A 26,003-nucleotide genomic window follows, 5' to 3' on the forward strand; every position below is an offset into this window, starting at 1 on the left:
GGCCGCCCCACCCTGGTCAGCGGCACGGTCAAATACAAAAATTTCTCGGGCGGCGAGCTCAAGGTCGAGGCCCGACGCTCGGTGCCTTGTCAGTACGGCCGCTGCCCCATCCTAGGCGAGCCCGCCGTCGCCGAACAGAAGCTGGCCGCGCCCGGGCCCTACTCCCTCGAGCTCCCGCAGAGCGCCGTCGACCTGATGATCATCGCGACGCTGCAGGGCCCCGACGGCCGGGTCCGCGTCGCCCACCTCTCGCCCTTAAGCGAGGCGCCGGAGATCGCCGACGCCGACCTCTCGCTGGACCGGCCCCACCCTCCGCTGCGCTGAGTCAAAACCCAAGCTCTTCTAAGCAACTTTTCAGCAATTCCGCCGATATCTTGATCGGTTGGGGTTAAATGGGAGTGAATTTATGGGTATTTTCCGTTCTCTCGCCCTCGCGGCGATCCTGGCGTTCAGCCTGTCCCTCACGGCCTGCGGCGGCTCTTCCGAGATGACGCCGGAACAGCAAAAAGAATACAACGACTTCTGGTCCCGCTCCTCCCTGCGCTTTCACGTCCAAGACGGCGGCGCCGCGACGAACGATTCCAACATCGTCACCGACGAGCCCAAAGCGACCACCCAAGTCATGATCCAAGGCGTCGTGAAGGCCCCCGGCTACGCCGGCGGCGCCATCACCCTCGAGGTGCGCCAGGCCGAGGCCTGCGCCGAGGGCTACTGCCCGGTCGAAGGCAAGGCCCCGCTGGCCGCGACCTCCGTCCCCGCTCCCGGATTCTTCAGCCTCATCGTCCCCTCCCAGGGACAAAAGACCACCCTCGTCGCCACGGGGGCTGGCCAATCCGCCATGCATTATCTGGGTGAATTGAGCGCCAAGGTCGACGGCGTCACGCTCACTCTGAAGTGATCTCGTCGGCGACCTCGTTGCGGTCGTCGCTCTGCCAGGGATAGAAGGCCTTGAGCTTCTCCCCGCAGCGCGCGATGCCCGCGCATAATCCCTCGACAAAGCGCCCCTGATGAAAATGCTCGAAGAGCGCGGCGCGGATCTCTTCCCAAAACTCCGCCGGCACTTTTTGATGAATCCCCTTGTCTCCCAGGATCGCGAAGCGGCGGTGGGACAATTCCAACAGGAACAAGATGCCGTTGCGGTCGCGCGTCTTCGTCATGCCCAGCTTCTCGAAGAGCCGCTGCCCCTTGCTCAAGAGGTCTTCCGAGCTGGAACGGATCACGTGAATGCGGATCTCGCCCGAGCTGTTGCGTTCCGCCTCGCGGATCGCCTTAATCAGCGTCTCCTGCTGCTCCGGGGTGAAGAAATGCTTGGGATCGTTTGCGCTCATGCCGTCACCAACTTCCCGAGGCGCCGCCGCCTCCGAAACTCCCGCCGCCGCTGCTGAAGCCGCCGCTCGAGCTGCCCGAGCTGGAGGACCCTCCGCTCCAGCCCCCGCCGGAACCACCCCAGGAGCCGCCGCCCAAACCGCCGTAACGGTAGGCGCCCGCACGGTACAGGCCGTAAGATTGCGAGCGGGCGAAGAGGATAAAGAAGAATATCAAGAAAAGGACGACCGCGGCGAAAAATATCAGCACCGGCCAGTAGGACTCGCGGGTGGGCAGGCCCTTGTATTCGCCCGCGGAGGCCTTGAGGATGGCCTCGACGCCGGCCCGGATCCCGCCCTCGAAGTCGCCTTGCTTGAAGGCCGGCAGGATCTCGCGTTGCAGGATCGTCTTGGCCGTCGCGTCGGGGATGGCGCCCTCCAGTCCGTAGCCGACCTCGATCCGCACCTTGCGGTCCCCCTTCGACACGACGAGGATGGCGCCGTTGTCGCGCCCGGATTGCCCGGGCTTCCATTTTTCGGCCAGGCGGATGGAAAAATCCTCGATCGACTCGCCCTGCAGGTCGGGGAAGGTCGCGACCAGGATCTGATTGGAGGTGTCGCGCTCGAACTGGGCGAGCTTCTCCTCGAGGGCGTCGTGCGCGGCCGGACTCAATAGCCCCGCGGCGTCGTTGACGTAGTGGTCGGGGACGGCGGGGATCGCGACGGCCGCGTCTCCCGAGACAGGCACCGCCAGCCCGATCAGGGCCCAAGCGGCGATCAAAATTCGGCGCAGGGGATGGATCAAGGACCGCTCCCCGCCGGGACGGGCTTCGAGAAGTCGACCTTGGGCGCCTGCGCGGCGCCCGGATCCGCCTGAAAGTAAGGCCGCGCCGCGAAGCCGCTCAGCGAGGCGACGAGCGACTCGGGAAAGCGGCGGATCGCCGTGTTGTAGCCCTGGGCCACCTCGTTGAAGCGGCGGCGCTCGACGGCAATGCGGTTTTCGGTGCCCTCCAGCTGGGCCTGGAGCTCGAGGAAATTTTGATTGGCCTTGAGCTCGGGATAGCGCTCGACGACGACGAGCAGCCGGGAAAGGGCCGAGGAAAGCGCCCCCTGCGCGGCTTGGAACTTCTCGAAGGCCGCCGGGTCGTTGATCGCCCCTTGCAAGGCCTGCGGGGATATTTGCGTGGCCTGGGACCGGGCCTCGACCACCTTTTGCAAGGTCTCCTGCTCAAAATTGGCCACGCCCTTCACGGTGGCGACCAGGTTGGGGATGAGATCGAGCCGCCGCTGGTAGACGTTCTCGACCTGGGACCAGGCGGTCTTCACCTGTTCGTCCAGGGTGACCAGTTGGTTGCGGGTGCGGACGAACCACATTGCGGCCAAGGCCGCGATGCCGCCGACCACCAGTAAAAAGACCAGAAATTTCTTCATGGGTCCCTCCGTGGGCGTTATGTACCAAGAGTCCTCGCCGGGGGCCAAGCGGAATCCCGATCGACTGTCGGAGCCGGGATAAATTTCTCGGCCGGACCCGACCTAATGCTTGATTTCAAGGCAGCTTCGTCTTAAAGCAGCCCCAGTTTTTTTCACCCTTTACCAGGAGGCTGCTATGGCGGAAGTGTTGGTGGTTGCTTCGAAAATCAAAAAGTACATCAAGGACAAGGCCGATATGAACACCTCGGCCAGCACCATGGACGCCCTCACCGCCCTCATCACGCGCACCCTGGATCAGGCTATCCAAAACGCCAAGGGCGAGGGCCGGAAGACAGTCATGGACCGGGACGTCCAGGGTTAGAAAAACCTCTTTAAATTTCAAATGTTTTGACCCTTAATCGGGTCGTCACCATCGTTGTCCAGGAGGATGAATTCATGTATCCCGTTGCCGTAGGCCTGCTTCTGCTCGTCGGTATGGCCGCCTTCGCCTACACCATGAACAACCGCATCGCCCTGATCCGCATGGCCAAGGGCAAGGACTGGCGCTTCGAGAAGCTCACCGACCGCGTCAAGGCCCTCTTCGTCTACGCCTTCGGTCAGAAGCGCATGATGAACCGCAAGCGGGAGTTCTGGTCGGGCCTCTGGCACGCCTTCATCTTCTGGGGCTTCTGCGTCCTCTCCATCCGCACCGTCACCCTCTTCGGCCAGGGCTTCGACCCGGACTTCCACCTCCCCGGCTTTGGCGGGGCCTTGGGCAACTTCTACAACCTCAACAAAGACATCTTCACGGTGCTGGTCTTCGGCGGCTGCATCTACTTCCTGATTCGCCGCTTCATCACCATGCCCGACCGCATCTCCATTTCGGCGGAGGGCTGGGCCATCCTCTTCACGATCATGAGCCTGATGATCACCGAGTGGCTCTACGACGGCGGTCAGATCGCCCTGGGCAACCACCACCCCGACCCGCTTTGGGCCCCGGTCGGCACCGTCGCGGCCAAGGTCATCACCTCCTTCGGCTGGCAACCCGGCACCACCCACGCCGTCAGCATCAGCTCTTATTTCATCCACCTGGCGCTGGTTTTGGGCTTTTTGAATTTCCTCCCCTACGGAAAGCACTTCCACATCATCACGGCGCTGCCCAACGTCTTCATGCGCAACCTCAAGCCCTACGGCGCGCTCAATCCGATCAATCTGGAAGACGAAAACATCACCACCTTCGGCATCGACAAGATCAACGAGTTCAGCTGGAAGGACGTGATGGACATGTACACCTGCACCGAGTGCGGGCGCTGCACCTCGCAATGTCCGGCCTACAACACCGACAAGCCGCTCAACCCCAAGCAGTTTCTGATCGAGATGAAGGACTTCCTGGTCCACCACTCCGACAAGATCGTCAACGGCAACGAGGAGCAAAAAGCCGAGGTCCTCGGCCAGTCGCTGGTGCCACAGGTCATCGACAGCGAGATCCTGTGGAGCTGCACCACCTGCCGCGCCTGCGAGGAGGCCTGCCCCGTCTTCATCGAGTACGTCCAGAAGATCGTCGACATGCGCCGCCACCTGGTGCTGATGCGGGGCGAGTTTCCCGCCGAAGCCCAGGCCACGCTGCGCAACATCGAGAACAACGGCAACCCCTGGGGCATCGGCTTCGACGAGCGCGCCAACTGGGCCAAGGGCCTGGGCGTGCCCACCCTGGCCGAGAAGCCCGAGGTCGAGGTGCTGTACTGGGTGGGCTGCGCGGGCTCCTTCGACGACCGCAACAAGAAGGTCAGCACCGCGGTGGTCAAGATCCTGCAGGAGGCCAAGATCGAATTCGCCATCCTCGGCCCCGAGGAGACCTGCACCGGCGACCCGGCGCGGCGCATCGGCAACGAGTATCTCTTCCAGACCCTGGCCAAGCAGAACGTCGAGACCATGGGCCGCTACAAGTTCAAGACGGTCCTGGCCCAGTGCCCGCACTGCTTCAACACGATCAAAAACGAATACCCGCAGTTCGGCGGCCACTACGAGGTGGTCCACCACACCGACTTCATCAATCGCCTGATCGAGCAGGGCCGCATCAAGCCGGTGAAGAACCTCGAGGAGAAGGTCACCTACCACGACAGCTGCTACCTGGGCCGCTATAACGACATCTACGAGCAGCCGCGCGACGTCTTGAAGAAGATCCCCGGCGTGCAATACGCGGACGCCGAGCTCTCCAAGTCGCAGGGCCGCTGCTGCGGCGCCGGCGGCGGGCGCATGTGGATGGAAGAGCGCCTGGGCGAACGCGTCAACCACAAGCGCCTCGACGACCTCATGACCGTGCAGCCGCAGACCATCGCGGCCGCCTGCCCCTTCTGCATGACCATGATCACGGACGCCGCGCGCGACAAGCACATCGAGATCAAGACGAAGGACGTCGCCGAGATCGTCGCGGAATCCCTCAACTGAGGCGAACATCCCCTTTTATTGCGGTACGCGAAATTCGGGATAGCCTTGAATGGGTCCTGTCCGGTCTGCACCCCCACCGTGCTCGCAAGCTCCGCGCGGCGGGGGGCCCCCGCCCGGCCACCCATTCAAGGCTATCCCGAATTTCGCATTTATTTATATTTTTATGAATAGTGAACGGTGAAGGCTTTTATTCCTTCGCTTTTTTTATTTTTTGGGCATGAAACACATCACCGCACCTTGATAAGGCACGTGATCGTAATAGAAGAGCCCGGCCTTGAGGAACATCGCCTGCGCCGCCTCGCGGAAGGCGGTGATCCGGTCGCGATCCTCCGCCAGCTTGACGATGCCGGCGATCTCTTTGGCGCTGATCCGCTTGCTGGCGAAGAGGCGGACGATATTGGCCTCGGTGCGCACCTGCAGGCCCGTCGGCGGGATCAGGGCGTTGGCCACCCGCTCCGCGTAATGGTGCAGGCGGAGGCAATCCCCGCCGACCGCCTTGCAGACCGCCGCCTCGCGGGCCTTCAGCTCCTTCTCGGACAGGATTTCCTTGTCTTGGACTGGCTTGGCCTCGGTGAAGGCACGTTCGGCCATCTCTTGGATTTTGCTTAGTTTATCGGATTCGACGGCCGAATTGGCCGAGCAGACCGGTTTTGACATGAGAGCCCCCTCTTAACCTGAAATCATTATCGGGGGGCGAATCTAGAGGTTGCTCGGCGCGGCCTTCCCATGGGCCTCCTCGGCAAAGGCATCGCTAATGTGCTCGGCCAAGAGGCGCGAGACTTCCTCCAGCGCTGGGCTTTGGTTTGTCTCCCTGCGGATAGAGGTCATCTCACAGCCGGGGATGCCGCAAGGGATGATCGTCTCGAAGTCCTCGAGGCACGGGTCGACGTTGAGGGCGATGCCGTTCATGCTGACGCCGCGGTCGACGCTCAGCCCAATCGAGGCGATCTTGCGGCCAGCCACCCAGACGCCGGGGTACTCCGCGCGGCGCTCGCCGGCGATACCATACTCGGCCAGGCATTGAAGGATCGCGCCCTCGATCCTGCGGACGAACTCCGGGATGCCCCAGCGCCGTTCCCGCAGCGAGACGATAAAGTAGGCCACCAGCTGGCCGGGCCCGTGGTAGGTCAGCTTCCCACCCCGCCCCGCGTCCTCCACCTGAAAGCCCGCCTCGCGCAGGCGTTCGACCGGCACGCGAAAGTCCTCGTCGGCCGGGCGCCGGCCGCGGGTGATCACCCGCGGATGCTCGACAAAGAGCACCCGGTCGGCGATCTCGCCCGCCTGGCGCCGTTGGCGCAGCTCCTTTTGGTAGCCCAACACCTCGGCGAAGGGCCTGAGACCGAGGGATTCGAATTCGATGGGACGGGACGGCGGCATAGGCAATTAGAAAACCAGCTCCTCCACCACGTTAGTATGCCCCTTCCATTCCTTCAAGCTTCCGTGCGGGACATTGTCGCGGTCGAAGTCGATCTGGACGAAGGTCAGGCGCAGGATCCGGCCCAGGCTGCCGACCTCCAGGCTGATCTTCTCGTTCCATGTGCCGGTGTTGAAGTACTCCTTGCCGGGGGCGAAACGCATGTAGACGTGCTGGTGGGTGTGGCCGAAGATCACGATCCGGCAGTTCTTGTGTGTCAGCAGGATGCGTTTGGCCTCCTTGTGCAGCTTGGGGTGGACCGTGGTCTCGCGCAGGATGCGCAGGACCTGCCGGGCCGTCAGGTGCCGCGCGGGATTGGGCGTGAGGATGAACTTGAAGAACCATACCGCGACCTTGAGGGCGCTGCGGATCGCGAACCAGGTGTCGTGGATTAGGGCCCAGCGCCGGTACATCCGGAAGGGGTAGACCTTGTCGATGTAGGGCCGCTCCTTCTTGATCTCGTTCAAATAGTGGATCAGAAAAAAACTCCCGAACGGGAGGTTGATGATCGGCTCGGGCAGGTTTTTCGAGAGGAAGTAATGCCTCCGGTCGTAGCGGTTGTCGGCCAGGTACTGATTGCCGTGCTCGATGTGGACGCCCTCGTAGTAGTAGGCCTCCATCACGAAGCGCACCTGGCCGCCGAGGCGCCAGCGGATCGTCTCCTGCACCCCCTCCCAAAGGAGCCCCGGGTCGTGGTTGCCCAGGATGAAGGTCACCGAGTGGTGGGGCTCGCGGGAAAACTCGGCGAGCTTGTCGAAGAGCTCGGGGTGCCCCTTCAGGATGCTCATCGTCTTGTGCAGGGCGTCCGACTCGGTGATCACGTCGGTGAACTTGTCGCGGTAATCGACCTGGAGCAGATTGAAAAAGTCGCCGTTGATGATGAGCTCGACCTCCGCCCGCTTGTAGGCGCCCGTCCTATGGTAGTCCAAGAACTCCATGAATTGCCGGTCGGCCGTGAAATCCTCGAGGAGGTTGGGCGTCCCGTCCGACAGGTGGCGCCCCTTGCCCAAGTGGAAGTCACTGACGACCAGCTTGATCTTTTTTAAGGGGAAGATCGGCATACTCGCGGCCCTTGCGCAAAATATGAATACCGATCCTAGTGTACTGGATCCCCGAGGCGACTGTCATGCCCGCGCAGAGGTAAATTACGTAACGCAGCGCGCTGGCGACCCAAGCTTCGTAAGGCAGGAGGAAGGCGGGCTGCTCCGCCCGGATAAAGGTCAAGAGGAAGGCCAAAAATATGGTGAAGAGCTGAAAAAAGGTGTTCAGCTTGCTCAGCCGGGTCGGCTGGAAATAGAGCTTCTTTTTCAGGTGCTTTAGGATCCAGGTCCCCACTACGATCCAAAGGTCCCGGAGAATCACCAGGGCGCTGAGCCAGGGCGGCACCAGGTCCCGCATCGCCAGGACGATGAAGGTGACCAGCATCAAGAGCTTGTCCGCCGCCGGGTCCAGGACCGCCCCGATCGTGGTCTTCTTGCGCAGCAGGCGGGCCAGGAAGCCGTCCACCACGTCGGTCAAGCCCGTGACGACGAAGGTGATTAACGCAATGCGGTATTCCCCCTTCAAAAAGAAGTACGTAAATACGGGGACCAAGAGGATGCGGAGCAGCGTCAGGGAATTGGGAAGGTTGAAGATTTGCATGGGCGAATTTAACCAGGGGTGCCGTGCTTAGGTCTCTACGCCGGGGCCTAAATGAATGATTAAAGAAGTTCCGGGGATAGGTCAAACCAAAAGGCCTTGACAGTGCCGGGCCTTCTGTTAGTTTTCGCCCAGTTTTTTCAATCCTTTAAGGAGGCTCCAAATATGAAAAAGTGGTTTTTAACGGCTTCGGCCTTGGTCGTCGCGGTGGGTTCCGTCGCCGGCCTTTCGGGTTCGGCGGAGGCCAAGAAGAAGGAATATCCCGCTTGCGTCAACCGCCCGACGGTCGCCGTGGATCAATTCCGCACCGAAAATATCTACATCGGTTGGGATGAATTCGCCGGCAATGCCCGTGACGTCGTCGTCAACGAGCTGACCAACTCGGGTTGTTTCCGGGTCGTCGAGCGCGGCGGTTACGGCGTGGGCGAAGGCTACGAGCGCGAGCAGTTCTTGCAAGGCAGCGGCCGCGCCCGCAAGGGCCAAAAGGCGGCCAAGGGCGGCAACGTCACCCTCGCCTCCCGCCTGGTACAATTCGCCTTGACCGGCGTCTCCAAGGACAACATCGGCGGCAGCTTCGGCGGCATGGGCTTCGGCAAGGGCGGCTTCGGCCTCGGCGCCGTGGCTCCCAAGTCGACCAACATCCGCATGACCTGCCGGATGTACGACTCCTCGACCAGCGAGGTCTTGGCCTCCACCGAGGTCTCCAAGAATAAATTCGACATCGGCGTGCTCGGCGCGGGCGCCGGCAGCGGCGTCGGCTTCGGCGGCGACTTCTTCTACAAGTCCCCGGCCGGCAAGGCGATCGCGGACATGATCCACGATTGCGCGGTCGAGCTGGCGAAGCGCACGCAGAACATCACGGACTAAATTTCCGGGTTATAAAATTGAAAACCCCGTCTCGGGTTGCCGAGACGGGGTTTTTTTTTGGCAAACCTTGTGTTCGCCCCTACATGGGAGAGGCGGCTGTTGCCGCCCTCAACTGCGGGCCTTTAGCCCTCGAGGAGGGTCTGCGAAGGACTTGCATCCGGATCGACCGCTCTTTGCGCAGACGCCCGGCGTCGTCGGGGCTCAAGGCCACCTGCATCCAGACGCCGTCTTCCTCGTCTTCCCTGCCCTGCACCTCGCCGACGCGATAGAGCCATTCCAAAAAGTCGCCCTTGGCGTAAGGGACCTTGATCCGGAAGGTGCGAAAGTCGACGTGCAGCTTGTCCTCGATTTGGTTCAACAGATCGAGAACCCCCTGCCCCGTGCGCGCCGAGATGCGCACCCCGTCACCGTTGGCGGCGGAGGCGCCCAGGAGGTCGATCTTATTGTAGACCTCGATCATCGGCTTATCCTTGAGCCCCAGTTCCTCCAAAACCGACTCGACGACCTCCTTTTGCTGGCGCCAGGTCGGATAGCTGGAGTCGATCACGTGCAGCAGCAGGTCGGCGGCCCGGACCTCCTCGAAGGTCGCCTTGAAGGCCTCGACCAGCGCGTGCGGCAGCTTGCGGATGAAGCCGACGGTGTCGGAGAGCAATACCTGGCGGCCCGCCGGCAGCTTCAGCCGGCGCACCGTCGGGTCGAGGGTCGCGAAGAGCTTGTCCTCGACCAGGACGCCGGCCTGAGTCAGCTGGTTCATCAGGGTCGATTTGCCGGCGTTGGTGTAGCCGACCATGGCGACCGTCGGGATCGGGACGCCTTCCCGCTTGTTCCGGTGCAGGTGGCGCGCCGTTTCAACTTTTTCCAACTGCTGCTTGATCCGCGAGATGCGTTCGCGAACGCGGCGGCGGTCGACTTCGAGCTGGGTTTCGCCGGGACCGCGGGTGCCGATCCCGCCGCCCAAACGGCCAAAGTGCTCCCACTGCCCGACCAGGCGGGGCATGAAGTAAATGCACTGCGCCAGCTCGACCTGGAGCTTGCCCTCTTTGGATTTGGCGTGCTGGGCGAAGATGTCGAGGATCAGGCCGGTGCGGTCGACCACCTTGCAGCGGAAGGCCTTTTCGAGGTTGCGGTTTTGGCCGGGGGTGAGGTCCTCGTCGAAGACGACGGTGTCGGCCTGGGTCTGGGCGATGAGGGCGGCGATCTCCTCCAACTTGCCCTTGCCGACATAGGACGAAGGTTCGATTTTTTTGATTTCTTGTTGGGTGGTCGCGACGACGACGGCGCCCGCGGTATGGACGAGGCGCTCGAGCTCGAAGAGGGATTCCCGGGCGTCCAGGGACGATTCCCGAGGATGGCGGATGCCGACGAGGATGGCCCGTTCGGCGGGCATTTTTCTTTTATCCAATGAAGTGGGGTCCTCCTTTCGTCACGATCTGGCTTCAATAATAATGATTTTCGAAAAGATTACAATAGGTCTGTGGGGGCGAACACAAGGTTCGCCCCTACTGCAAAAGCACCGATGAGGCGCCGAACATCTTCTCGACCTCCGAGATGAAATGCTCGCTCAGCTCGACCTCGAGGTCCGGCGGCAGGGCCAAGACCGTCTCCTTTTCCTGGGGTCCGATCAGGTGGAGGTAGGTCGGCAGGCGCCCGGGAAACTTCCCCAGCAGGTGCTTGAACTCCTCGAGAGACTCCTTGGTCAAGAGATCCTGGCGGACGGTCAGGTGCACTGCCTTGGTCTTCTGCAGGCGCATCTTTTCGAGCGAAACGATCTCCCTCGCCAGGATCTTGGTGCTCTCGTCGTTGTGGTCGACGTTGCCCTTCACGAAGATCGGCGCGTCGGACTTCAGCAAGGTGGAGGCCTGGGCGTAGAGGTCGCTGAACACCACGCACTCGATGGTGCCCACCAGGTCCTCGAGCGTGATGAAGGCCATCCGCGCCCCCTTCTTCGTCATGATCTCCTTGAGCGAGACGACCATCCCGCAAAGTCCGACTTCGCCCTTGTCCACCGCCTTCGAGCAGGTCTGGGTGTCGAAGGAGGCCAGGCGCTGGATCTGGTCCTTGAAGCGGCGCAGCGGGTGCCCGGTGATGTAGAAGCCCAGGGCCTCCTTCTCGAAGGCGAGTTTTTCCCCTTCCGGCCACTCGGCGATCTCGGGAAGCGACGGCACCGACTCTTGGACCGGCAAGAGCTCGAACATGCTGCTCTGGCCGCTCTTCGCGTCGTCGCGGCGGGAATTGCCCCAGTCCATCGCCAAGTCCAGCCCCGCGAAGAGCCGCGACCGCGCGACGCCCATCCCGTCGAAAGCCCCGCACTTGATCAGCGACTCGAGGACCTTCTTGTTGACCCGCCGCAGGTCGACACGGGCGCAGAAATCAAAGATCGTCGCGAATGGACCGCCCGCCTCCCGCACCTCCATGATCGAATCGATCGCCGCCTCGCCGACCCCCTTGACCGCGGCCAAGCCGAAGCGGATCTCGTTTTCCTTTTCCACGGAGAAATACCGGAAGCTGGCGTTGACGTCGGGCGGCAGGATCTTGATCCCGCGGTCGCGACAGTCATTGATGTACACCAGGATCTTGTCGGTGTTGGTCATTTCGTGGGTCAGCAGGCTGGCCATGTACTCGGTCGGGAAATGCGTCTTGAGATAGGCCGTCTGGTAGCTGACCAGGGCGTAGGCCGCGCTGTGCGACTTGTTGAAACCGTACTCGGCGAACTTGGCCATCAGGTCGAAGATCTTCTCGGCCTTTTTGGGCGGGATCTTGTTGGCCTTGGCGCCCTCGAGGAAGCGCTCGCGCTGCTTGGCCATCTCCTCGGGCTTTTTCTTGCCCATCGCGCGGCGCAGCAGGTCGGCTTCGCCCAGGCTGTAGTTGGCCAGGGCGCTGGCGATCTGCATGACCTGCTCCTGGTAGACGATGACGCCGTAGGTCGGCTTGAGGATGGGCTCGAGCTGGGGGAGCTCGTAGGTGATCTCGGTCCTGCCGTGCTTGCGGTTGATAAAGTCGTCCACCATGCCGCTGCCCAGCGGACCCGGGCGGTAGAGGGCCACCAGGGCGATGATGTCCTCGAAGCAGTTGGGCTTCAGCCGCACCAAGAGGTCGCGCATGCCGCTGGATTCGAGCTGGAAGATCCCCAGTCCGTCGCCCTCGCAGAGGCTTTGGTAGACCTTGGGGTCGTCGAGCGGGATCTCGTTCAACTTAAGGTCGATGCCGCGGGTGCGCTTGACGATCTTGACCGCGACCTCGAGGACCGTCAGCGTCTTCAGGCCCAGGAAGTCGAACTTCACCAGGCCAATCTTTTCGACGCCCTTCATGTCGAACTGGGTGATGACTTCGTTGTCCGGTCCCTTGTAGAGGGGACAGAACTCGGTGAGCGGCCGGTCGGCGATGACGACCCCGGCGGCGTGCATCGAGGCGTGCCGGGTCAGGCCCTCGAGGGAGCGGGCGATCTGCATCAGCCGCTTCACCTGGGCGTCCGACTTCTCCATTTCCTGCAGGCGCGGCTCCTGCTTGAGTGCCTCCTCCAGGGTGATGTTGAGGGTGTTGGGCACCAGCTTGGCGATCTTGTCGACGTCGCCGTAGGGCATGTCGAGGACGCGCCCGACGTCGCGGAGCACCGCCTTGGCCTTCATCTTCCCGAAGGTGATGATCTGCGAGACGTGGCCGTATTTGCCGCGGACGTATTTGATGACCTCGTCTCGCCGGTTCATGCAGAAGTCGATGTCCATATCCGGCATGCTGATGCGCTCAGGGTTGAGGAAGCGCTCGAAGAGCAGGTCGTAGGGGATCGGATCGATGTCGGTAATCTTCAGGCAATAGGCCACCAAGGACCCCGCCGCCGAGCCGCGGCCCGGCCCCACGGGGATCTTCTGGTCCTTGGCGTAGGTGATGAAGTCGGAGACGATCAGGAAGTAGCCGGAGAAGCCCATCGGGACGATGATGTCTAATTCGATCTTCAGGCGCTCGAGATAGGCCTGCTTGGCGGATTCGAGCGCTGTCGGACTGTTCGGTGCGAACTCCGCGATTCGACTTCCAACGGGTCCTGTCCGGGCTGCACCCTCACCGTCCTCGCAAGCTGCGGGCGGCGGGGGGCCCCCGCCCGGCCACCCGTTGGAAGTCGAATCGCGGAGCTCGAACTCCTTTTGGATTTTTGGCGCGATCTCTTTCCAGCGCTCTTCAAGCCCTTCATAAGCGCGGCGTTTCAGATAAGCGTCTAGGTCCTCACCCTCGGGCGGCGCGTACTTGGGAAAATAGTAGTTCTTGTCGTTAAAGGCGTAGTCGCATTGTTCGGCTATTTTAACAGTATTTTCAATAGCTTCTGGAGTAGATTTAAAGCTTTGCTCAATCTCTTTCGGGCTCTTCAAATAACGCTGCTCGCTTAAAAATTCGGCCCGCTCCTCCTCTTCCTGGAGGGTCCGCCCGCTCTGGATGCACTGGAGGGCCAGGTGGGCGACGTGGTCCTCTTTCTTGAGGTACTTGCAGTCGTTGGTCGCGACCAAGGGGACCCCGTGTTCCTTGGCGAAGGGCAGGACCATGTCTTGGACCTTCTTCTCCAAGGCCAGGCCGTGGTCCTGCAGCTCGAGATAGAAGCGATCCGGAAAGGTCTCTTGGAGGTAGGCGACCGCCTCCTTGGCCTGCTCGACCTCGTTTTTGGAGAGGCGGCGGTGGATCTCGCCGTGCATGGTCCCGGAGAGGGCGATCAGGCCCTCGGAATGTTTCCGGAGGATGTCCTTGTCGAGGCGGGGTTTGTAATAAAAACCCTCGAGATGGGCGATGCTGAGCAGGCGGCAGAGGTTTTGGTAGCCGGTCTTGTTTTGGACCAGGAGAATCAGGTTGGCGAGGAAGTGGTCCTTGCGCTTGACGTCGCGGGTCTCGATGCCGCCGCCGGTCAGGTAGTAGACCTCAGCCCCGAAGACCGGCTTGATCCCGGCGGCCTTGGCCTTTTCGTAGAACTCGAGGGCGCCGAACATATTGCCCGCGTCGGTCAGGGCGCAGGCCTTCATCCCGAGTTCGCGGACCCGCTCGCAGAGGGCCTCGAGGGTGATGGCCCCCTCCAGCAGGGAATACTGCGAATGGACGTGGAGATGGACGAAATCCACGTTTACTCCCATTCAATGGTCGCCGGCGGTTTGGAGGAGATGTCGTAGACCACGCGGTTGATTCCCCTCACCTCGTTGATGATGCGGTTGGAGATGCGCCCCAAAAGATCGGGAGGCAGCGGCACCCAATCGGCCGTCATGCCGTCGACGCTGCTCACGCAGCGGATCGCCAAAACGTTCTCGTAGGTGCGCTCGTCGCCCATCACGCCGACCGTCTTGATGGGCAGCAGCACCGCGAAGGACTGCCACACCTTGTAGTACCAATCGGCGGACTTGATCTCGGAGACGAGGATGTCGTCGGCCTCCTGCAACAGGCGGATGGCCTCGGGCGTCACCTCGCCCAGGATGCGGATAGCCAGGCCGGGTCCCGGAAAGGGCTGGCGGTGCGTCAGGGCCTTGGGCATGCCCATCTGGGCGCCCAGCTCGCGGACCTCGTCTTTGAACAGCTCGCGGAGTGGCTCGACCAGGGCCAGGCCCATGCGCTCGGGGAGGCCGCCGACGTTGTGGTGACTCTTGATCGTGGCGCTGGGCCCCTTGAAGGAGACCGACTCGATGACGTCGGGATAGAGGGTGCCCTGGGCCAGGAACTTGGCGTCCTGGATTTTCTTGGCCATCTCCTCGAAGACGTAGATGAACTCGTTCCCGATGATCTTGCGCTTCTGCTCGGGATCGGTCACGCCCTTAAGGCGGCTCAAGAAACGCTCGCTCGCGTCCACGTAATGGAGCTTGATCTTGAAGTGCTCGCGGAAGGTGTCCTGCACCTTCTGGGCCTCGTCCTTGCGCAGCAGACCGTTGTTGATGAAGATGCACTCGAGCTGGTCGCCCACCGCCTCGTGGATCAGGAGCGCGGCCACCGTCGAGTCGACGCCGCCGGAGAGGCCGCAGATCACCTTCCCCTTCCCTACCTGGACGCGGATCTTTTCTTTCTCGGTCTGGAGGAAGGCCGCCATGTTCCAGTCGGCCTTGAGCCCGGCGATGTGAAAGAGGAAGTTGTGCAGGATCTGGACCCCCTCTTCCGTGTGGACGACCTCGGGGTGGAATTGGACCCCGTAGATCTTCTTCTCAGGGTTGGCGATCGCGCAGAACGGCGTGTTGTCGCTCTCGCCGATCTTGTGGAAGCCCGCGGGGATCTTCTCGAGGCTGTCGCCATGGCTCATCCAGACGACGCTCTTGGCCTTGACGCCGCGGAACAAGGGTGAAGCCGCGTCTGCCTCGAAGGTGGCGCGACCGTACTCGCGCTTGCTGGATGGCGTCACCTTGCCGCCCAGGTGATGGGCCAAAAGCTGAATGCCGTAGCAGATCCCCAAGATCGGCACGCCCAACTCGAGGATCTTGAGGTCCAGCCCCGGGGCGTCCTTGCCCAGCACGCTGGCCGGCCCGCCGGAGAGGACGATGGCCTTCGGCGCGAAGGCCCGGATCTTGTCGAGGCCGTAGTTGAAGGGCTGTATCTCGGAGTAGACGTTTTGCTCGCGGATGCGGCGGGCGATGAGCTGGGTGTATTGGGAGCCGTAGTCTAAGATTAAAACCTTGTCCATAGTTCCAGCACCGACCTTAATCCATATGATAATTCGGGGCCTCTTTAGTGATGACCACGTCGTGCACGTGCGATTCTTTCAACCCCGAGCTGGTGATCTGGACGAACTTCGCCCGCTCGCGAAGCTCCTTCAAGGTCGCGCAGCCCGTATATCCCATGCCCGAGCGCAGGCCCCCGACCAGCTGGTAGACGTTGTCGGCCAAGGGGCCGCGCGAGGGCACCATGCCTTCGATGCCCTCGGGAACGAACTTGCCGGTGGAACGCTTGTCGTCTTGGAAATAGCGGTCGCTGCTCCCCTGCAGCATCGCGCTCACCGAGCCCATGCCGCGATACACCTTGAAGCTGCGCCCCTGGTACAGCACCAGCTCGCCGGGCGACTCGTCGGTGCCCGCGAAGAGGCTGCCGATCATGACGCTGGAGGCGCCCGCCGCCAGCGCCTTGGTGAGATCGCCGCTGTATTTGATGCCGCCGTCGGCGATGAGCGGCAGGTCGAACTCTTTGGCGGCCTTCGCGCAGCGCAGGATGGCCGTCAGCTGCGGCACGCCGACGCCCGCCACCATCCGCGTCGTGCAGATGCTGCCGGGCCCGATGCCGACCTTGAGGCCGTCGACGCCGGTCTTCGCCAGGTCTTGCACGGCCTGCTCGGTCGCGATGTTGCCGGCGACAAGCGGCGTCTTGGGGAATTTCGCCTTCACCGCCTTGGCCGCCTCGATCACGCCCTTGGAGTGGCCGTGGGCGGTGTCGATGATCAGGACGTCGACGCCGGCCTTGACCAAGGCCTCGGCGCGGGTCAACGACTCGGGACCGATGCCGATCGCGGCCCCCACCAGGAGACGGCCCAGCGAATCCTTGACCGCCAGGGGGTTCTTCTCGGTCTTCTCGATGTCCTTGATCGTGATCAAGCCCTTCAGGTCGCCGTTAGCGTCAGTCACCAGGAGCTTTTCGATGCGGTTCTTGTGCAGCAGCTCCTTCGCCTCTTCCAGCGTGACCTTCTCGGAGACGGTGACCAGCTTCTTAGTCATGAGGTTGGCGACCGGCTGGTTGAGGTTTTTCTCGAAGCGGATGTCGCGGTTGGTGAGGATGCCGACGAGCTTCTTTCCCTCGGTGACCGGGACGCCCGAGATATTATTCTGGTCCATCAGCTCGATCGCGGCGCTGAGTTTTTCGTCGGGCGAGAGGGTGATGGGGTTGAGGATCATCCCGCTTTCGGATTTTTTGACCCGCTCGACCTCGAGGGCCTGGTCGGCGACGGACATGTTTTTGTGGATAATGCCGATTCCCCCGCACTGGGCCATGACGATCGCGGTGCGCGACATCGTGACGGAGTCCATCGCGGCGGAGACGAGCGGGATATTCAGTTCGAGGGATTTTGTGAGCCGAGTCTTGGTGTCGACGTCCCTGGGCAGGACTTCGCTCTTACCCGGCAGCAGCAAAACGTCGTCGAAGGTAAGGGCCAACTCGGTGATTTTGTCCAACATGCCGGGGTATTAGTGAACAATGGGGCCCAGGTCAATAGTTTTGTCGGCGCCTGAGGCCCGCGACTCCGAGACAAAAAAAACCCCGCCTCGAGCGACCGAGGCGGGGTTGGAAAGGGTTCAACGGCCTTTAGCCGTGACGTTTACGAAAGCTCAGGAAGGCCAGACCTCCCAGCGAAGCGAGCATGGCAAGCGCCAGTCCGTGGCTGGGGACCGAGGCCGCGGTGTTCAGCGAGCAGGCGTAGCCGCCGCAACCCGGGCCGCCCTTCTCGCCCCAGCCGCCGCTGCCTTGGAGACAACCGGCGAAGACCGGAGGAGGAGTCGGGGACGGCGTCGGGACGCACTGCTCGGGGACGTAGCAGTCGGGATCGCAGCCCGGGATCGGTGCGCCCGTCACCTCACGGCAGGAATCGCCGGTGGGGGCCGCACAGCCCGCCGGGCAGCAGAAGTCGGCGTCGGGCTCGCAGCCCAGTTCCGTGACAATACAGACACCGAAAGGAATCGGGGTACCGGTGCTGCACACATTGGTGGTGCAAAGATTGCCGTCCTCGCAAACCTCGCCCGGTAGTTGATTGGTGTTTGGATAGGGAGGCCCGGGAAAAACGATACCGGGGGCATCCAAGCAAATGGCGTCCAATTGAGCTTGGTCGGTCAAGCAAGCGCCGTCGTAGCCGGGAGTGCGGCAGTCGATCGAGCAGGTGTCACAGCCCTCGCCCTCGTCGGGCTCGCAGATGCCGTTGCCGCAATTTTCAAGCGTAGCCAAACCATCGGGGATGCAGTTTCGGCAATCCAGGCTGGCATCCGGCGTCAGGCTGTAATCGCAACCGCTGGGATTGGCGGGATCGGGGGTGCTGATCGGCAGACAGACGCCGGCACGGCATTCGTTCAGATCGCCGGGTCTTCCGCCGGTAATATTATTGCAAAAATCATCGTTAGGGGAGCAACTGGGAGTTTCGCAAAATCCCGGATTGCCATTGACGTCGAGGATCTCTTGACAAGTGGTCCAGCAGCCCGGTTGGGTCGGGTCTCCCAAAGGACAGGCGGGATTGGGCGTGGCGGCCGGGTCGAAATTAGGCCCCCCGCCGTTGTCGATGGCACAGCGAAACTCTTGATTCGGGTCAAGGGTACAAAACTCGCCATTGCAGACGTTGCAGGCGGTCGCCAAGGGGCCGCTGTCGCAGGGTGCACCGGTGTCGCATAGATCTCCCGGTAAGCTATAGACCGGCTTGATCCAGCCGGGAAAGGCTCCGATGCTAAGGATGCCTAGCGCCAATAGAAAAAAGAGCGGCAATATCAAGCCGCCCAAGGTCCGTTTATTTTTATGGATATATCTCGACATCTTGGATCCTCCGCGTTTCGATTGTGGTTTCGATCGAATCCAGCCCCAGGTGAACCCGCCTAAAATAAAGATTTGACCAAAAAAGGTCAAGATTTTAATTACTTAGCAATGAGCCCCCGAAAAAAGCGCCCCGCCGTCCCCCCGGCCCTGCTGCTGGCCCTGCTGGGCCTGGGCTATTTCCTCTATTTTTTCCATCAGGTCGGCCTGGCGGAGCAGCCGTATTGGGACGAAAGGATCTACGTCAACGCGGCCCGGGCCTATCAGGACCTGGCCAAGCCCTATCCCAATCCGGAGCACCCGCCCCTCGGAAAGCAGATCCTCGTCCTCGGCATGGGTTTGTGGGGCGACCAGCCGCAGGGCTGGCGCTTCTTCTCCGCCCTGGCAGGCGCCCTGAGCGGCGTCCTCGTCGTGCTCCTCACGCGGGAGCTCACGGGAAGAAAGGGCGTGGCCGCCTTCGTCGGCGCCCTCTGGTTCCTAGACCCGCTCTTGTACCTGCATTTTCGCCTGGGGATGCTGGACCCACCCCTCCTGCTCTTCTTGTTGGCGGCGACCTACGCCGCCCTGCGTTTTTGGAAAGGCCCCAAGATCTCCCTGTCCTGGCTCTACCTGACGGGCCTCTGCTTGGGCCTGGCCTTGGCGACCAAGATGCTGGCCCTGGTGCTGGCCCCGGTTTTCTGGGCCCTGGCCGCCGATCGCCTGCGGCGTGGCGAAAAAAACTGGAAGTCCTTTCTGCATGGAATCGGCGCAGGCTTTCTCCTCCCGGTGGCTATCTATTGCGGGTCCCACGCCCTCCTGGGCTACAGCCCCGCCGAGACTTGGCGCCTCTGGCTCTACAACCTGGACTTCCATCAATACCACCGCGGCGCGGCCAACATGAGCAGCCGTTGGTACGAATGGCTCTACGTGGGCCAACCCCTGTGGTACTTTTGGAAGCAGCTCGAAGGGGGGCAAATCCAAGCGGTCTTGGGTACCGGCAACCTGGTGCTCTGGATCGGCGCGGAGCTTTTGACGCTCTATGCGGTCTTGCGCCGGCGCCGCAGCCCCGAGGTCTGGGCCGTCGCCGCCCTGGTCTTGATCCAATTCGCGCTCTACGCCTTCAAACCGAACACCTTTCTGCAGTATATGGTCCTCATCCTGCCTTTCCTCTACATCCTTATGGGCGTGGGCATCGCGGACCTCTTCGAGCGCTTCGAGGCGCGTTACCGGCGCATCTTGCTGATCGACTTCGCCTGTTTCTTTTTAGGTTCCTTCCTGGTTTTTTGGAATTATCTCCCCTATCTGCAAGGCAGGCCCATGAGCCGCCAGGCCTTCGATGCGGTGGGCGCGATGGGCAAGGCCCTTCCCCCGGAACAGCCATAAAAAAACCCCGCCTCGCGAGCGAGACGGGGTTTCAATAGCGAAGAACCGGTACTAATCGCGACGCCGGCGCAGATTGCGGTAGGCGCCGAATCCGAACAGGCCCGCCAGGGAAAACGCCAGGCCTAGGCCGGGCACCGCAGAGGCCGCGGGATTGAGCGCGCAGGCCGCTCCGCCGCAACCGGGGCCGTTCTTCTCGCCCCAGCCGCCGCCGCCCTCAAGGCAGCCGGCGAAGACCGGCGGCGGGGTCGGAGACGGGGTCGGGATGCATTGCTCGGGGATGTAGCAATCGATATCGCATTCCACCCGAGGCAAAATCCCTTGAGCATCAGCCTCGGCGCAGGTCAGGCCAGCCGGAGGCGCCTGGCATCCGCCGGCACAGCAGAAGTCGGCGGTATCTTGCGAACAAGATTTGGGCGTCACGGTGCATACGGCGGCCGCCGCCGAGCAGGCGTTGTCCGTACAGAGGTCCCCGTCTTCGCAATCTTGGGAGAAAGGCTCATTGTACGGCGGACCGTCGAAGACGATGCCCGGAGGCGGCGCCGAGCAGGCGTCCGCGATGACGGTGCCGGAGGTCAAAGGACAGGTACCGGCCGGAAATCCCGGAAGAAGACAATCGACCGCGCAAGTGTCGCAGGCCTCACCCTCGTCAGGTTCGCAGATGCCGTTGCCGCAGTTTTCGAGGGTGGCAAGACCCTGCGGAATGCAATTACGGCAATCGACGCTGCCGCCGGTGTCAAGGGAGTAATCGCAGCCGGAAGGGTTGTTCGGGTCTTGGAAGGTGACCACCAAGCATTCTCCGGCGCGGCATTGATTGTCCTCGTTGCCGCCGGAGATCCCGTTACAAAAGCTGTCGTCGGGGACGCAGTCATTGATCGTCTCGTCGCAAACGTAGCAATCCGGCAGGTTGAACTGTAATTGGCAAAAACCCGGTGTGTTGACACAGCCTTGGGCTTGGGCCTCCCCTGCGAAACCGGCGATCCCCAGGCCGAGGCCCAACAAGAGGGCCCCGCGTCGGATTAATTTTTTAGTGATCGTTCCACCCATGAAAACCTCCGTCCTTAAATTTGATGATATCAAGGAATTGTCCTAGGTCTTCTCAGCGTTTTGAGGGGAATCCGGATGGTTGTCAAGTATTTAGCACTCTGAAACCCAGCGAAATACCCTTGGACGCCTTCGCGAATAACTTATAAAAACCTGGTTCATGGCCATCGCCTTCGCCTGCCTCAAGACCATCTTGCTCTTCACCCTGACGGGCCTGAGCCTCTTTCGCCTCGCACCGCGAGCGATTCGCGAGATCCACTCTTGGACCGACCGCATCCTGCTCTCCCTGCTCACCGGGGTCGCCTTCTACACGCTCTTTTTTCTTCTCGCCCAAGGACTCTTCGGACTGCCGCTCACGGAAGTCACGGTCTGGGGCGTCTTCGCCCTGATCCTCGCCGCGGGGGCCGGCGTCGAGGTCTACCGGCGCCGCAAGCATCTGCAAACCGGCTTCGAGGAGTCCGAGTCGGAAGACAAGGACGAAGCCCGCCCTCCCCTAGCGGGACGCGCCCTCAAAGAAATCCTTCTCCTGGGCACCCTGGCCCTGATCTTCTTCTTCAGCCTCAATATTCGGCTGCAAAACGGCCTGAAGTGGCCGGACAAGCTGCTCGACGCCGACCCCTACCGGCACCACATCCGCACCGAGGCACTGATCCAGACGGGGCAGCTCTCGAAATTCGATCCCTATCTGGTCGGCGAGGTGCCGATCTTCGAGCTGCAGGGCTGCTATATCTTGGCGGGCGTCATCGGGGTCTCCGGGCCCTTCTCGGCCTGGGCGCTCTGGGCTTGGGGGGCTCAGGTCTTCGGCGCCTTGAGCGCCCTGTCTCTGTATCTCTTCACCAAGCTCGGGCTCAGGGCCATCGTCCAGCAGGACCTGGGGCCTCCCCCGAAGGCCAAGAAGAAGGGGCCCGCGCCGCCGCACCTGCGGGCCGAGACCGTCGCCACCTTCCTGGGCCTGATCGCCGCGGCGCTTTGGGGGGCCTCGCCCGTCCACATCCTGCGCACCAACGCCGGCTTCTCCGAGGCCTACGCCATCCCGATGCTGGCCCCCGCCTTGCTCTTCTACCTTTGGGCCGCCCAAAGCCGGATCTGGGGCGACTTCGTCTGGTTCGGCGTCTTCTTCAGCGCCCTGGCCTTCATCAATCCCGTGCCCGCCGTCTTCGTCGTCCCCTTCTTCGCCGTCCACGCCGGCTACGTCTTTTGGAAGACCCGCGACCCGCGCTGGATCTACGGCAACCTTATCGCCGGCGGGATCTTCCTCGCCTGCCTGCTGGTCTGGAACTGGAAATTCCTCGCCACGCCGCTCTTCACGGGCGCGCTGGCCACCGGCAAGGCCGGCACCGAAGGCATCCTCAAGGCGATGGGACAAAATCCCACCGTCGTCGAGAAGCTGCGCGCCGGCTGGGAGACCTTTTCGCGGGAGATCTTCCGCAACCTGGGCTTTTTCAACCTGGCGGGCGGCTGGACGGGGAGCTTCTTCGGCGCCCTGGGCCTGAACAACCTGGGCACCAAGGTGTTCTTGGATTCCCTGGCCGTAGGCGGCGCCTTCGCCGGTTCCTTCTGGATCTTCTGGAACGGCCGCGAGCGGCGGCGCCGCGTCGACGAAGGGACGATGTTCTTCTTCCTCTCCTACGCCTTCTTTTTCCTGATCCTCTTTCTCATCCCTTTCGGCTTCATCTCTTTCACCTCCAAGTACTACCGTTACTTGCTGCCGATCAGCCTGAGCCTCTCCTGCATGTTCGCCTATTTCGTCTGGCGGGTGATCCTGGCCCTCGCCCGACAGGATCGCAAGCGGTTGGCGGGCTTGGTCCTGGCGACCCTGCTGGCCCTGGTCGTCAACCGCGACGGCACCACCTGGGGCGGCTGGATCCTGAATTGCACGCAGGAGGAATACGCGGCGGCGGACTGGATCAATAAGCACGCGCCCAAGGACGCCAAGCTCATCGCCAACTGGTACACGGGGGATTATTTGCGCAGCCTCACGCTGCGCAACGTCGTGATCAGCGATTACGCACGGGTGGAGGTGCGGGTCGCGATGGAGAAGTTCAAGCTGAACACTCCCATTTTGCCGCGCAATCCCGACAAGGTGGTGGAGTACGTGCGGAACAACCCGGGCGATTATTATCTTATCACCGCCAAGTGGGGACCCTGGGGGCGCTATCAGGACAACCCGCACTTCGAGCTGCTCGAGACCTTCGGAAAGAATCCCAAGACGCAGGCGAGGATCTTCAAGGTACACCGGGAGGTGCCGGGGGTGGCATCGGAGACCAACCCAACGCAAAATTTTCCGTGATCGGGCGAGATGCCTAATTCGTCTCCGGCGCCTGCTTCGCCTTCATCGCGACCAGTTGGCTCAAGGCCGCACCCTTGACGGGCGCGGGGGCGTCGGAGGTCTTCACCAGCATCTGCAAGAGGATGTTCTCCGCCTCGGTGGGTTGGCCCATGGCCAGATAGATCCGCGCCATGCCCAGCTTGCCGCGGTAGCGGAAGGGGTCGTCCTTCAGGTCGGCGATCTCCTGGTAGACGGTCAAGGCCTCGGAGTATTTTTTCGCGTTCTCGAGGGCCACCCCTTGGGCGAGTCGCGCCACCGAATACAGGACGAAGGACTTCGACTCGGCACCCTTTTGGAAGGACTGGGCTGAGGGCTCCCACTGCGCTTGGGCGGCCAGGGCACCGCCCAGCTGAAGGGCGACCACGTCGCGCAGGGGCTTGGGCGGGTCTTGCTTCGCCAGGGCTTCCCAGGCGCCCGTCGCCTCGGCCCCCTGGGCCTGCTCGGCCTTCAGGTAGTCGAGGGCCAGGTCGTGCATCTTCTTCCCGACCCAGTAGCGCTGGAGGGCGTAGCCGCCGAAACCCAGCAGGACCGCGCCGATCAAGACGTAAAACTTTTTTTGATGAACCAGAAAATAGCGAACGACGTGGTCGAAGAAGGAGACGAACTCGTCGGGCTTGGGGGCCTTGGATTTAGGGGGACGGTTGTATTGCGCCACGGCGTACCTCTAGGATTTTTTGAACGGGTCCGGGTATAGACTGGAAAGCTTCAGGACTTCAACCGAAGAAGCGCGGCCGACGACGACGTCGACGTCACCGGCCAGTTCCCAAAGCACCTGGCGGCAGATGCCGCAGGGCAGGACGCGCGGGTCGTCGCGGGAGACCACTGCGATCGCCGCGAAGCCGCCCTCCCCCTCGCTGACCGCCTTGAAGACGGCCACCCGCTCGGCGCAGACCGTCGCGCCGAAGCTGGAGTTTTCGATGTTGCAGCCGGAATAGATCTTGCCGTCGCGGGTCCGGAGCGCCGCGCCGACGTGGTAGCCGGAGTAAGGCGCGTAGGCCCGCTCCATGGCCGCCTCGGCAGCCTGCGACAGTTCGAGATGTTCCGGTTTCGCGTTCAATGGCCGGTGCTCCCGAAGCCCCCGGCGCCGCGCGCGCTGGCATTGAGCTCCTCGACGAGTTCGATCTCCGCGCGTTCCACCCGATGGATCACCATCTGGGCGATGCGGTCCCCCGAGCGGATCTCGAAGGGCTCCTGACCCAGGTTGATCAGGATCACCTTCACCTCGCCGCGGTAGTCGTGGTCGATGGTGCCGGGGGAATTGAGGCAGGTAAGCCCATGGCGGATCGCCAGGCCCGATCGGGGGCGGACTTGGGCCTCGTAGCCCTCCGGCAGCTCCATAGAGAATCCACAGGGCACCAGGGCCCGCTCGAGGGGCTTGATCTGCAGGGGCTTCTCGAGGGCCGCGCAGAGGTCCATGCCCGCCGCCCCGTCGCTCATGTAGGCCGGGGGCGAAAAGCCGGAGACCTCGGTCAGCCGCTTAATTTTGATTGGGAGGGGGCTCATCCAGTCTTCCTCCGCCCTCGGCGTCGGGACGCAGGCCCTTCGCCTCGCGCAGGCTGAGCCCGATCTTGCCGTTGGGCTCGACGCGGAGGCATTTCACGATGATCTCGTCGCCTTCCTGGATCACGTCGGTAACCCGGTTGACCCGCTTGTCGGCGAGCTGCGAGATGTGCAGCAGCCCGTCGGTGCCGGGGATGATCTCGACAAAGGCGCCGAACTCGACGATCTTGCGGACCTTGCCGCGGTAGACGCGGCCCTCGATCGGCTCTTCGACGATCGCCTCGATCATGCGCTTGGCCTTGGTCAGCGAGGCCTCGTTGTTGCTGAAGATCTTGACGGAGCCGTCGTCCTCGACGTCGATCTTGGCGCCGGTCTGTTCGACGATGCCGCGGATCACCTTGCCGCCCGGACCGATGATGTCGCGGATCTTCTCTTTGTTGATCTGGATCTGGACGATGCGCGGGGCGTAAGGCGAGAGGTTGGGCCGCGGGGCGTCCAGGGCCTTGGCCATTTCGCCCAGGATGTGAATGCGGCCTTGGCGCGCCTGCTCGAGGGCCTGCTCCATGACCTGCGGGGGTAGTCCCTCGATCTTGATGTCCATCTGCAGGGCGGTGATGCCCTTGGAGGTGCCGGCGACCTTGAAGTCCATGTCGCCCAGGTGGTCCTCGTCGCCCAGGATGTCGGAGAGCACCAGGTACTGGTCGTCTTCCTTGATCAGTCCCATCGCGATGCCCGCGACGGCGGCGCGGATCGGAACGCCCGCGTCCATCATCGCCAGCGAGGAGCCGCAGACGCTGGCCATCGAGGAGGAGCCGTTGGATTCGAGGATCTCAGAGACGATGCGGATGACGTAGGGAAATTGCTCCTCGTCGGGCAGCACCTTGGTCACCGAGCGCTCGGCCAAGGCGCCGTGGCCGATCTCGCGGCGGCCGGGGCTGCGCAGCGGCTTGGTCTCGCCGACCGAAAAGGGCGGAAAGTTATAATGCAGCATGAAGTGCTTGGTGCCCTCTTCGAGCAGGGTGTCGATGATCTGGATGTCTTCGGAAGTACCCAGGGTGGCGGTGACCAGGGCCTGGGTCTCGCCGCGGGTGAAGAGCGCCGAGCCGTGGGCCCGGGGCAGCAGCCCCGTCTCGATGGTGATGGGCCGGATGTCGGTCAGGCCGCGGCCGTCGATGCGCTGCTTTTGCGTGGCGATCTGCTTACGCAGAATCTCGGACTCGAGCTCGCCGAAATACGCCGAGACTTTCATCTC

23 protein-coding genes are annotated in these 26,003 nt (G+C 62.5%); 6 read left to right on the forward strand and 17 right to left on the reverse strand.

Going from position 1 to position 26,003, the window contains the following annotated elements; genetic code table 11:
• Positions 1-406: 406 nt before the first annotated feature.
• Positions 407-898, forward strand: coding sequence for a hypothetical protein (locus tag FBR05_08615; protein ID MDL1872256.1), 492 nt, complete (start codon positions 407-409; stop codon positions 896-898).
• Here FBR05_08615 and FBR05_08620 read toward each other — a convergent pair.
• From FBR05_08620 to FBR05_08630, 3 genes are read right to left on the reverse strand one after another with little or no spacing between them, the layout of a single operon-like run.
• Positions 885-1,328 (reverse strand): TPM domain-containing protein, encoded by a 444-nt coding sequence (locus FBR05_08620; GenBank protein ID MDL1872257.1) that lies wholly within the window; start codon positions 1,326-1,328, stop codon positions 885-887. The two genes, FBR05_08615 and FBR05_08620, sit on opposite strands and share 14 nt — an antisense overlap.
• 4 nt (positions 1,329-1,332) lie before the next feature.
• Positions 1,333-2,109 carry a hypothetical protein gene (locus FBR05_08625; GenBank protein MDL1872258.1) on the reverse strand — a complete coding sequence of 259 codons (777 nt, stop codon included), beginning with the start codon at positions 2,107-2,109 and terminating at the stop codon, positions 1,333-1,335.
• On the reverse strand, positions 2,106-2,735 hold the full coding sequence (locus tag FBR05_08630) for a LemA family protein (protein ID MDL1872259.1): 630 nt from the start codon (positions 2,733-2,735) through the stop codon (positions 2,106-2,108). Before FBR05_08630 ends, FBR05_08625 begins: the two co-directional genes overlap by 4 nt.
• Before the next feature lie 175 nt (positions 2,736-2,910).
• Between FBR05_08630 and FBR05_08635 the strand changes: the two genes are divergently transcribed.
• Both FBR05_08635 and FBR05_08640 read left to right on the forward strand, forming a co-directional pair.
• Positions 2,911-3,096, forward strand: a complete 186-nt coding sequence (locus FBR05_08635; GenBank protein MDL1872260.1) for a hypothetical protein — start codon at positions 2,911-2,913, stop codon at positions 3,094-3,096.
• A gap of 74 nt (positions 3,097-3,170) precedes the next feature.
• Positions 3,171-5,162, forward strand: coding sequence for a (Fe-S)-binding protein (locus FBR05_08640; GenBank protein ID MDL1872261.1), 1,992 nt, complete (start codon positions 3,171-3,173; stop codon positions 5,160-5,162).
• Between the two features lie 204 nt (positions 5,163-5,366).
• On the opposite strand, the gene FBR05_08645 is transcribed toward FBR05_08640, so the two are convergent.
• The 4 genes from FBR05_08645 to FBR05_08660 are packed head-to-tail and all read right to left on the reverse strand — an operon-like array spanning position 5,367 to position 8,217.
• Positions 5,367-5,819 (reverse strand): hypothetical protein, encoded by a 453-nt coding sequence (locus FBR05_08645; GenBank protein ID MDL1872262.1) that lies wholly within the window; start codon positions 5,817-5,819, stop codon positions 5,367-5,369.
• Between the two features lie 42 nt (positions 5,820-5,861).
• Positions 5,862-6,539: a lipoyl(octanoyl) transferase LipB gene (gene lipB, locus FBR05_08650; protein ID MDL1872263.1), complete on the reverse strand. Its 678-nt coding sequence runs from the start codon at positions 6,537-6,539 to the stop codon at positions 5,862-5,864.
• A gap of 6 nt (positions 6,540-6,545) precedes the next feature.
• Positions 6,546-7,637, reverse strand: a complete 1,092-nt coding sequence (locus FBR05_08655; protein ID MDL1872264.1) for a hypothetical protein — start codon at positions 7,635-7,637, stop codon at positions 6,546-6,548.
• Positions 7,594-8,217 (reverse strand): CDP-alcohol phosphatidyltransferase family protein, encoded by a 624-nt coding sequence (locus FBR05_08660; protein ID MDL1872265.1) that lies wholly within the window; start codon positions 8,215-8,217, stop codon positions 7,594-7,596. Before FBR05_08660 ends, FBR05_08655 begins: the two co-directional genes overlap by 44 nt.
• A 162-nt stretch (positions 8,218-8,379) precedes the next feature.
• Here FBR05_08660 and FBR05_08665 point away from each other — a divergent pair, with 162 nt between their 5' ends.
• Positions 8,380-9,081 carry a hypothetical protein gene (locus FBR05_08665; protein ID MDL1872266.1) on the forward strand — a complete coding sequence of 234 codons (702 nt, stop codon included), beginning with the start codon at positions 8,380-8,382 and terminating at the stop codon, positions 9,079-9,081.
• Between the two features lie 79 nt (positions 9,082-9,160).
• Here FBR05_08665 and hflX read toward each other — a convergent pair whose 3' ends face one another.
• The 5 genes from hflX to FBR05_08690 all read right to left on the reverse strand — a co-directional run bounded on the left by hflX (position 9,161) and on the right by FBR05_08690 (position 18,522).
• On the reverse strand, positions 9,161-10,468 hold the full coding sequence (gene hflX, locus FBR05_08670; protein ID MDL1872267.1) for a GTPase HflX: 1,308 nt from the start codon (positions 10,466-10,468) through the stop codon (positions 9,161-9,163).
• Positions 10,469-10,580: 112 nt separating this feature from the next.
• On the reverse strand, positions 10,581-14,186 hold the full coding sequence (gene dnaE / locus FBR05_08675) for a DNA polymerase III subunit alpha (GenBank protein MDL1872268.1): 3,606 nt from the start codon (positions 14,184-14,186) through the stop codon (positions 10,581-10,583).
• Positions 14,177-15,709 (reverse strand): glutamine-hydrolyzing GMP synthase, encoded by a 1,533-nt coding sequence (gene guaA / locus FBR05_08680; GenBank protein ID MDL1872269.1) that lies wholly within the window; start codon positions 15,707-15,709, stop codon positions 14,177-14,179. The genes dnaE and guaA overlap by 10 nt, the downstream gene beginning before the upstream one ends.
• Before the next feature lie 16 nt (positions 15,710-15,725).
• The gene (guaB, locus tag FBR05_08685) at positions 15,726-17,186 is read right to left on the reverse strand and encodes an IMP dehydrogenase (GenBank protein ID MDL1872270.1); all 1,461 of its coding nucleotides are present in this window, start codon (positions 17,184-17,186) and stop codon (positions 15,726-15,728) included.
• A gap of 127 nt (positions 17,187-17,313) precedes the next feature.
• Entirely contained in the window at positions 17,314-18,522 is a 1,209-nt protein-coding gene (locus FBR05_08690; protein ID MDL1872271.1) for a hypothetical protein, read from the reverse strand.
• Between the two features lie 108 nt (positions 18,523-18,630).
• On the opposite strand from FBR05_08690, the gene FBR05_08695 reads away from it, so the two are divergent.
• Positions 18,631-19,881, forward strand: coding sequence for a phospholipid carrier-dependent glycosyltransferase (locus tag FBR05_08695; protein MDL1872272.1), 1,251 nt, complete (start codon positions 18,631-18,633; stop codon positions 19,879-19,881).
• 51 nt (positions 19,882-19,932) lie between these two features.
• On the opposite strand, the gene FBR05_08700 is transcribed toward FBR05_08695, so the two are convergent.
• A complete protein-coding gene (locus FBR05_08700) occupies positions 19,933-20,925 on the reverse strand; it encodes a hypothetical protein (GenBank protein ID MDL1872273.1) in 993 nt (330 codons plus the stop codon).
• Positions 20,926-21,082: 157 nt separating this feature from the next.
• Between FBR05_08700 and FBR05_08705 the strand changes: the two genes are divergently transcribed.
• The gene (locus tag FBR05_08705; protein ID MDL1872274.1) at positions 21,083-23,212 is read left to right on the forward strand and encodes a hypothetical protein; all 2,130 of its coding nucleotides are present in this window, start codon (positions 21,083-21,085) and stop codon (positions 23,210-23,212) included.
• Positions 23,213-23,225: 13 nt separating this feature from the next.
• Here the strand turns inward: FBR05_08705 and FBR05_08710 are convergent, their stop codons facing one another.
• The 4 genes from FBR05_08710 to pnp all read right to left on the reverse strand — a co-directional run.
• Positions 23,226-23,906 (reverse strand): tetratricopeptide repeat protein, encoded by a 681-nt coding sequence (locus FBR05_08710; protein ID MDL1872275.1) that lies wholly within the window; start codon positions 23,904-23,906, stop codon positions 23,226-23,228.
• 9 nt (positions 23,907-23,915) lie between these two features.
• The gene (locus FBR05_08715; protein MDL1872276.1) at positions 23,916-24,257 is read right to left on the reverse strand and encodes a cytidine deaminase; all 342 of its coding nucleotides are present in this window, start codon (positions 24,255-24,257) and stop codon (positions 23,916-23,918) included.
• Between the two features lie 47 nt (positions 24,258-24,304).
• Positions 24,305-24,754 carry a dUTP diphosphatase gene (locus tag FBR05_08720; GenBank protein ID MDL1872277.1) on the reverse strand — a complete coding sequence of 150 codons (450 nt, stop codon included), beginning with the start codon at positions 24,752-24,754 and terminating at the stop codon, positions 24,305-24,307.
• Positions 24,729-26,003, reverse strand: a 1,275-nt coding sequence (gene pnp, locus FBR05_08725) for a polyribonucleotide nucleotidyltransferase (GenBank protein MDL1872278.1), incomplete at its 5' end; no start/stop codon positions are given. The genes pnp and FBR05_08720, both read right to left, overlap by 26 nt.

Source organism: Deltaproteobacteria bacterium PRO3 (assembly GCA_030263375.1).
In the GTDB taxonomy this organism is placed as follows: Bacteria; UBA10199; UBA10199; order DSSB01; family DSSB01; genus DSSB01.